General features: G+C 66.2%; 4 protein-coding genes. All 4 read left to right on the forward strand.

Translation table 11 applies throughout. From position 1 onward, the window contains the following. A partial coding sequence (locus tag CBZ_RS04965; protein ID WP_174768630.1) for an L-threonylcarbamoyladenylate synthase occupies positions 1–188 on the forward strand: 188 nt, incomplete at its 5' end. A gap of 121 nt (positions 189–309) precedes the next feature. Then, positions 310–1,122: a hypothetical protein gene (locus CBZ_RS04970; RefSeq protein WP_130780485.1), complete on the forward strand. Its 813-nt coding sequence runs from the start codon at positions 310–312 to the stop codon at positions 1,120–1,122. A 26-nt stretch (positions 1,123–1,148) separates the two neighbouring features. Continuing rightward, positions 1,149–1,322: a hypothetical protein gene (locus CBZ_RS20745; protein WP_165446657.1), complete on the forward strand. Its 174-nt coding sequence runs from the start codon at positions 1,149–1,151 to the stop codon at positions 1,320–1,322. 50 nt (positions 1,323–1,372) lie between these two features. Next, positions 1,373–1,597 (forward strand): Sua5/YciO/YrdC/YwlC family protein (locus CBZ_RS21970; RefSeq protein WP_281274855.1); only part of this gene is annotated, 225 nt, incomplete at its 3' end.

A 1,597-nucleotide genomic window follows, 5' to 3' on the forward strand; every position in this document is an offset into this window, starting at 1 on the left:
CGCTGCTGCTCCCGGGTGCCGAGCCGTTCACGGACGGCTGGCAGATCAAGGAGGAGCTCGACCACCAGGTCGACGCCGTGGTCGACGCGGGCGACGCGGGCACGGAGCCGACGACGGTCGTCGACTGGACCGAGGGCGCACCGGAGGTCGTCCGTGTGGGCGCGGGTGACCCGAGCCGCTTCGCCTGACGCGACCATGCCGTCGCCGCGACCAACCGATGGGTTGGGGGTCCCTCCTGGCAAACGCTCTTGCGGTAATCTCCGGTGCGCGCCGCTGCCCGGAGCGCGGCCTCAATGAAAGCGAGAGAACGTGAGGGGCAGCGCGATCGCACGCGAACTGCGGCGCGTGGACGCCTGGGTGCAGATCGGTCGCGTGGTGCTGATCGTCTTGGCCGCATCCGCTGCCGCAACACAGATCATGGCAGCGCGGTACCCGGGCACAGCCAAGGATCCGTCGCTGTGGCCAGGGGCAGCAGTGCTGACGGGTGTGGTCCTGATCGTTGCGACGGCGGCCGAGTCGGTGTGGGGTCTCTTTCGAGTGCGTCATCGCGGTCGCTCTGAAGCCAACGCGCTCCAGATCGAGAAGCAACTCGTGAGTGTCCTTGTCCAGGTGGCCAAGGAAGCGCACATCGACGTTGATGTCGCGGGCTGCAACGTCTGGCGCATCTACACGCCGCGTCACGGCGCGCCCGCCCTGCACCGCGTAGGCCACCGCCGCCTCAGCGACTACCCACCCATGAGCGACCGGGCGTGGACTAAAGGCAAGGGCGTCATCGGTCGATGCTGGGACAGCGGCCAGACCCGGTTCTGGGACTTCACGGCACTGCAAGAGAAGATGAAGAACAAGACGGAACTCAGTGAGGCAGCATGGAGGGCGATGAAGCCAGCTGACCGCTGGGGCTTCGACCGCGACGAGTACCTAGATGCGATCCGCAAGTATCAGCAGGTGTTGGCGGTTCCGATCGTCGATAGTCAGGGACAGGTGCTTGGATGTATCTCAATCGACATCCCTAGCGACCGACCGGCAGCGAACCCCAGGTGTCTCGACACACCGGAGGTACGCGGCGTCCTGGCCACCGCAGCCGAGACGGTGCGCGGCCTTATCTCCAGTCCTAGACTGTAGGTACCGCAGAGGGAGAAGGTGGCACGATGACATCCCCCGAGCGACGCCAGATCGATGCGGCTCGTGGATACATCCTCAAGTTGCGAAGCATGCACCCGAGCACTGACGTACTCGTGACCCTAGACGAGGCCGAGCAAGAGCTAGACGAGCGCGAACGTCGGCTCGAAGCTGCCGACAAGCGCACGCTCGAGCACGCCTAGACCATGCGCAGTTCAGACGCTGCACTCAGCAGTGCAGCGTCTGGGCTCGCTTGTGTCTGTTTCGTGACCACTCGGCGACCCCAGCCCCACCGGTCGTCGGAGCGCGTCAGCGGGTCTTGAGTCGGTCGCCCTGCCCTCAGAAGCGGTCGGTCGGCGTGCGGATCCCCGACAACCGCGTCGCGCAGGCGATCCTGCACGAGCTCGGCGAGCCGCTGCTGTCGTCGTCGCTGCTGCTCCCGGGTGCCGAGCCGTTCACGGACGGCTGGCAGATCAAG

Origin of the sequence: Cellulomonas biazotea (assembly GCF_004306155.1) — a bacterium.
Lineage (GTDB): Bacteria > Actinomycetota > Actinomycetes > Actinomycetales > Cellulomonadaceae > Cellulomonas > Cellulomonas biazotea.

Coding starts and splice junctions, on each gene's coding strand:
- CBZ_RS20745 (WP_165446657.1), top strand. CDS start 1,149: ATGACATCCCCCGAGCGACGCCAGATCGATGCGGCTCGTGGATACATC.